The following is a 6,139-nucleotide window of genomic DNA, read 5'->3' on the forward strand; positions in this document are numbered from 1 at the left end:
CGGTAAAGGCACCAACGCCGGCAGCTACGCATTGACCGTCAGCGGCACTGACGGCAACTACGAGCTGACATTCGTCGACGGCACCCTGACCATCGAACGCAAGGCCATCACCGGCAACATCACCGCCGACGGCAAAACCTATGATGGCAACACCTACGCCAACACCCATGGCACCCTGGACGGCGTAATCAGCGGCGATGATTTGCAGTTCAACACCACAGGCGCCTTTGCCGACAAATACGCCGGTACCGGCAAGCAGGTCACCGTCAGCGGCTCAATCGTTGGCGATGATGCGGGCAACTATGTGCTAACCACCAACAGCAGCACCACGGCCAATATTGACCGCAAGACCATCACCGCCGACATCCGCGCCCTGGACAAACTGTTCGACGGCTCGCTGGCGGCAACCCTCAAAGGGATGCTGAGCGGTACCATCAGCGGTGACGACGTTGCGCTGCAGCTCAGCGGTCTGTTCGCCAGCCTCACGCCGGGCGAGAACCGCGTTCTGGTGGATGCCTCACTGTCCGGCACTGACGCGGGTAACTACCAGCTGGTTGCCCCGGACTCGGTACCCGCCAACATGCAGGGCTTTGTGGAAAGCCCTGCTTATCAGTCGGCCATCGTCAGCCAACCGCCGCAGCCACGCCAACTGCAGACACCGGCCGATCCTGATGGTCTGCTGACCATTGAGCAGGACCCGCTAGGCCTGGCTGATAGCGGGCGATAGACGGTGAATTGACCAGCCTGATTTGCACTGGATCACGCCTGGACGTGTGGTCGGTTTCTCCTTGCGGGGTGCTTCGGCACCCTGTTTTTTTTGCAAGGAGAGCGGATATGGAAGGTTGGGGAGTGATTATCAGAGCGGGCAGGGTGATGCTGCTTGCCGGTTTGGCTGGTGGAGCAGGGTATTGGCTGACATGGGAACCGCCCGCTGCGGATAAAGGGCCGCTGCTGTCAGACGACGCTGCAGCGGCGTTAGAACCAGTCGAGCCAACAAGTGCACCGGACTATGATGCCATCGTCAATAGCATGTTGCGGGAGTCGGCTGAAGCCGAGCTTAGCGCCGCTCCACCCCCTCGGCAGACGGTTTTCAATGACCGCAACTATGAGGCGCGGGCGCCGGACAACATCATGGAGTCGGCCCATGTACCCCGGTTACCTGCGGCGTCCGCGCGTCGTGAGCGGCCGCGGGCTGGTCTGAGTGGCAGCGGTGATGCCCGTTTTGAATGGGTGGATGCGCGGCGCAAGCGCAGCCGCTGGCAAACCCGCTACGAGTATCGCAATGGCGTCATCAATAACAGCAGTTTCTGCCGCAACTATCGCCGTGGCTCCATTGAATACCGCACCTGCCGCAAGGGCGCCAGGGCCTGGCTGGCCGAGCGTTGCGGGGATGGCACGCGCCTGGCGTCTGCCCGGCAACGGATGTACTGCCATGCACATAGCGGGTTCAGGTTGTAGGGCTGGTATTCAGCCGATTTCTTGCGCGGTATATCGGGGTGATAGTCAGACAGGGGATGGCTTGCTTTTCGCGCCGGATAAATTTAGCTTCTCTATCCGAAGCTAAAAAGCGGGTCGACCAGCTCGACCTGTCACACTCCCCGCAAGAGGCGAAATCAACGTGAAAACACGCATTACAGAACTGTTTGGCATTGAGCACCCGATTATTCAGGGCGGCATGCACTGGGTGGGCTTTGCCGAGCTGGCTGCCGCTGTCTCCAACGCTGGCGGTCTGGGCACCATCACCGGTCTGACCCAGAAAACCCCGGCTGACCTGGCCAACGAAATTGCCAAATGCCGGGAGCTGACCGATAAACCGTTCGCCGTCAACCTGACCTTCCTGCCGACCGTCAACGCCCCGGACTACCCGGGCTACATCGAGGCGATCGTCAAGGGCGGTGTGAAGATTGTCGAGACGGCAGGCCGCAGCCCGCAGGAATACATGCCCGCGCTGAAAGATGCCGGCATCAAGGTCATCCACAAGTGCACCTCCGTGCGTCACTCGCTGAAAGCCCAGTCCATCGGTTGCGATGCCGTTTCCGTTGACGGCTTCGAGTGTGGCGGTCACCCGGGTGAAGATGACATCCCGAACATGATTCTGCTGCCGCGCGCGGCCGAAGAACTGGAAATCCCCTTCGTTGCTTCCGGTGGCATGGCCGACGGCCGCTCGCTGGTATCGGCCATGGCGCTGGGCGCCGAGGGCATGAACATGGGCACGCGCTTTATCGCCACCAAGGAAGCGCCGGTGCACGAGAATGTGAAGCAGGCCATCGTTGCTGCCTCCGAGCTGGACACCCGTCTGGTCATGCGTCCGCTGCGCAACACCGAGCGTGTACTGAACAACGCGGCGGTTGAGCGCATTGTCGAGAAAGAGAAGGCGCTGGGCGATAAGCTGACCTTTGCCGACATCATCGATGAAGTGGCTGGCGTGTACCCGCGCATCATGCAAAACGGCGAGATGGATCTGGGCGCCTGGTCCTGCGGTATGGTCGCCGGCCTGATTCACGACATCCCGAGCTGTGAAGACCTGATCGAGCGCATCATGAAGCAGGCCGAAGGCATCATTCGCGAGCGTCTGCAGTCCATGCTGTGAGGATGTGCCGATTGATTCTGTAGGCCTTCAGGGTGAGCGGAATTGATCAGCGTGTTCTTGGGTTTTGCCACCGCCCGGCGTTGCCGGGCGGTGGTCATTTGGAGTCGTCATGCCGACCAGCCACATCGATTGCAGTGTTGTTAAAACCGCCGAGATCATCGGTGAATGGTGGTCGCTGCTTATTTTGCGCAATGCCTTTCACGGCATGCGTACCTTTGATGCCTTCCAGCGTCAGCTGGACATCTCCAGCAGCGTGCTCAGTGCCCGGTTGAAAAAGCTCACCGAGGCTGGCGTGCTGCAGAAAGTCCCCTCTGCGGCCGATGGCCGCTCCTTTGAGTATCGTTTGACCGCCGCCGGGCTGGATCTGTACCCGGTGATCATCAGCCTGATGCAGTGGGGTGAGAAGTGGCGCCCCAATGGCAAGGGAGACCGCTTGCGGCTGTTGGAAAAGGCCACCGGTGCACCGATCCGCGGCGCTGAGGTGTTATCGGCCAAGGGGCAGCCGCTCAAAGCCTGGGAAGTACAGGCGGTCGCCGGGCCCGGCGCCGATGGCTATGTCCGTGAACTGGTTGGCGAAGATGTCGCCGTAAGCGAGTAATCCGAGGCTCAAGGCTGGGCATTTTGTCTCAGTGGGGTATCATTTTGCACCCCTGCCGCGCGTTGCGCGGCGTTTTCACCATTACAGGGAAGGTTTTCATGAGAGCACCCTCTTTGCTGGCACTGGGTTTGACTGGTGTCTTGTTATCCATGCCGCTGCAGGCAGCCCCCGAGTACGAAAAGCGCGCCGATCTGAGTGGTCAGCTAACCCAGTGGGTTAAACAGGCCCTGGGCGGCGACGCTGCAGCTCAGCGTGAACTGGCGCAACGTTACTACGATGGTGATGGCGTCGAGCAGGATTACGCCAAGGCATTCGAGCTGTACAGCGAGGCAGCAGAACAGGGCGACGCCGCTGCCGAGTTCTCGGTGGCCTACATGTATGACATGGGCGAGGGTGTTGAGCTGGACGACCTCAAGGCCGTCGAGTATTACACCCGCGCTGCCGAGCAGGGCCATGCTGCGGCGCAGTTCAACCTGGCATTGATGTACGACGAAGGTGAAGGCGTACCGGTTGATGACCTCAAGGCCATTGACTGGTATCAACGCGCGGCAGAGCTTGGCCATGCCGATGCGCAGTACAACCTGGCGATCATGTACGACGAGGGTGAAGGGGTGCCGGTCAACGACACACGCGCCGCCGAGTATTACCTGAAAGCTGCCCAACAGGGCCACGCCGACGCGCAGTACAACCTGGCGCTGCTCTATGATCACGGTGAGGGCGTGGCGCTGGATGACCGTGAGGCGGTCCGCTGGTACACCGCCGCTGCTGAGCAGGGCGATGCCTCTGCACAGTACAACCTGGCCATTATGTATGACGAAGGAGAGGGCATGCCGGTGGATGACCGCCGTGCCATCGAGTGGTATCGCAAGGCGGCCGAGCAGGGCCACGCCGATGCCCAGTACAACCTGGCGCTGATGTACGACGAAGGTGAAGGCACCAAGGTAGACGATGCCGAAGCCATCAACTGGTACACCTTTGCAGCCGAGCAGGGCCATGCCAGTGCGCAATACAACCTGGCGCTGATGTATGACGAGGGTGAGGGTACGCCGGAGGACAACCAGGCGGCCATTCGCTGGTATACGGCAGCTGCCGAGCAGGGCGAGGTGAATGCGCAGTACAACCTGGCCATCATGCACGATGAGGGCGAGGGTACGCCGGAAGATAACCAGCTGGCCATTCACTGGTACGGCAAGGCAGCCAGTCAGGGCGAAGGCAACGCCATGTTCAACCTGGCGATCATGCATATGAACGGCGAAGGGACGCCGGTTAACACGCCGATGGCTTATATGCTGTTTGCTCTGTGTGCCGGCCAGGGTGTGGAAGGCGCGCGCAACGCGCGCGACATCGTGGCCGAGGACCTGTCTGCCTCTGAGGTCAAGCGCGCACAGCGTGCAGCCTCCGAGTGGCAGCTGGGTGAGCCGCTGCCGACGCTGTGAGTGCCACCTTATTCATCGTGTGAATGCACTGTATCAGTGTGAACGGGGTCCAATCCGCGCGCAATTTGCGTACTGTATCGGACCCCGCCTGTGACCGCATGGTCGCCGGCAAGCAATTTTCCGTTTTGTCATTTGAATTGGAGGTGGCTGCGATGGCTGCGTTTGAGGATATCAAGAAGGTTGGCGTGATCGGCGCTGGCACCATGGGTCGCGGTATCGTGATGAACTTCGTCAACGCCGGTTATCCGGTCACCTGGCTGGACGTTAACGGCGAAATGCTGGAAAAGGGCAAGGTTGAAATCGCGGCGGTGTACAAGCGTTCGGTCGCCCAGGAGCGTTTTGACGACGCCGAAGCTCAAGCTCGTCTGAACCGCATCAGCACCACTCAGGAATACGCCGACCTGGCTGACCTGGACCTGGTGGTTGAAGCCGTTTACGAGAACATGGATCTGAAGAAGAAGATCTTTACCGAGCTGGACAAGGCGGTTAAGCCGTCCGCCATCCTGGCGACCAACACCTCCTACCTGGACATCGACGAAATCGCCTCTGCGACCCAGCGTCCGACCCAGGTTCTGGGTCTGCACTTCTTCAGCCCGGCGCACATCATGAAGCTGCTGGAAGTGGTGCGCGGCAAGGCTACCGCCCAAGACGTCATGGACGCCTGTCTGGCTGTTGGCAAGAAGATTGGTAAAGAAGCGGTGCTGGCGGGTAACTGCCACGGCTTTATCGGCAACCGCATGCTGGAAAAATATTCCCGCCAGTCGCGTGAAGTGGTACTGGAAGGCGCCACCCCATGGGAAGTTGACCAGGCGCTGCAGGGCTTCGGCATGGCCATGGGCCCCTACCGCATGTACGACGTAGTGGGTGTTGATCTGGGCTGGCGCTCCCGTCAGCTGGCCGGCGTCGGCCGTGGTGAGCCGATCGTATGGCTGGACAACAAGCTGTGCGAAATGGAGCGCTTCGGTCAGAAGAGCGGTCACGGTTTCTACAAGTACGAAGCGGGCAGCCGTCAGGCCATCCACGATCCGGAAACCGACATGATGGCCCGTGAAGTGGCTGAAGAAGCCGGTTACACCGCCCGTGACGTGTCCTCCGACGAGATCGTTACCCGCTGCATCCTGGCGCTGGTCAACGAAGGTGCACGTATTCTGGACGAAGGCTATGCCGAGTCTGCCGAGGACATCGATCGCGTTTATCGCTTTGGCTACGGCTTCCCGGCCGAGCGCGGTGGTCCGATGGCCTACGCCGACAGCCTGGGCCTGGACAAGGTGTTGGCTGAGATCCGCGCGCTGGAAGCTGAGCGTGGCGAGTTCTGGACTCCCGCTGCCGGTCTGGTCAAGCTGGCCGAAGCAGGTGGTCGCTTCACCAAGGCGTGATAGCTCAGTTGCCCGCATCGCTGCGGGCAACGCCATAAAAAACCGCCGCACAGGCTGACTGTGCGGCGGTTTTTTATGCGCTGAAGCCAGAACAGCTTATGAGACTCAGATGGTCGAGTGTGCACAACGGGTTGGTCCC

General features: G+C 60.6%; 6 protein-coding genes. All 6 read left to right on the top strand.

Translation table 11 applies throughout. The annotated features are described in order from the left end of the window. Window positions 1-727 (top strand): YDG domain-containing protein (locus tag ASB58_RS20100; RefSeq protein ID WP_235827342.1); only part of this gene is annotated, 727 nt, incomplete at its 5' end. 107 nt (window positions 728-834) lie between these two features. Beyond that, window positions 835-1,458: a hypothetical protein gene (locus ASB58_RS20105; protein ID WP_118131992.1), complete on the top strand. Its 624-nt coding sequence runs from the start codon at window positions 835-837 to the stop codon at window positions 1,456-1,458. A 160-nt stretch (window positions 1,459-1,618) separates the two neighbouring features. Continuing rightward, window positions 1,619-2,590: an NAD(P)H-dependent flavin oxidoreductase gene (locus tag ASB58_RS19120; RefSeq protein WP_096006267.1), complete on the top strand. Its 972-nt coding sequence runs from the start codon at window positions 1,619-1,621 to the stop codon at window positions 2,588-2,590. Window positions 2,591-2,699: 109 nt separating this feature from the next. Beyond that, a complete protein-coding gene (locus ASB58_RS19125) occupies window positions 2,700-3,188 on the top strand; it encodes a winged helix-turn-helix transcriptional regulator (RefSeq protein ID WP_118131993.1) in 489 nt (162 codons plus the stop codon). A gap of 98 nt (window positions 3,189-3,286) precedes the next feature. Then, on the top strand, window positions 3,287-4,624 hold the full coding sequence (locus ASB58_RS19130) for a tetratricopeptide repeat protein (RefSeq protein WP_118131994.1): 1,338 nt from the start codon (window positions 3,287-3,289) through the stop codon (window positions 4,622-4,624). A 152-nt stretch (window positions 4,625-4,776) separates the two neighbouring features. Continuing rightward, window positions 4,777-6,000, top strand: a complete 1,224-nt coding sequence (locus tag ASB58_RS19135; protein WP_096006309.1) for a 3-hydroxyacyl-CoA dehydrogenase — start codon at window positions 4,777-4,779, stop codon at window positions 5,998-6,000. The last annotated feature ends 139 nt before the right edge of the window (window positions 6,001-6,139 follow it).

This window comes from Pseudomonas abyssi (genome assembly GCF_003444685.1).
GTDB lineage: Bacteria > Pseudomonadota > Gammaproteobacteria > Pseudomonadales > Pseudomonadaceae > Halopseudomonas > Halopseudomonas abyssi.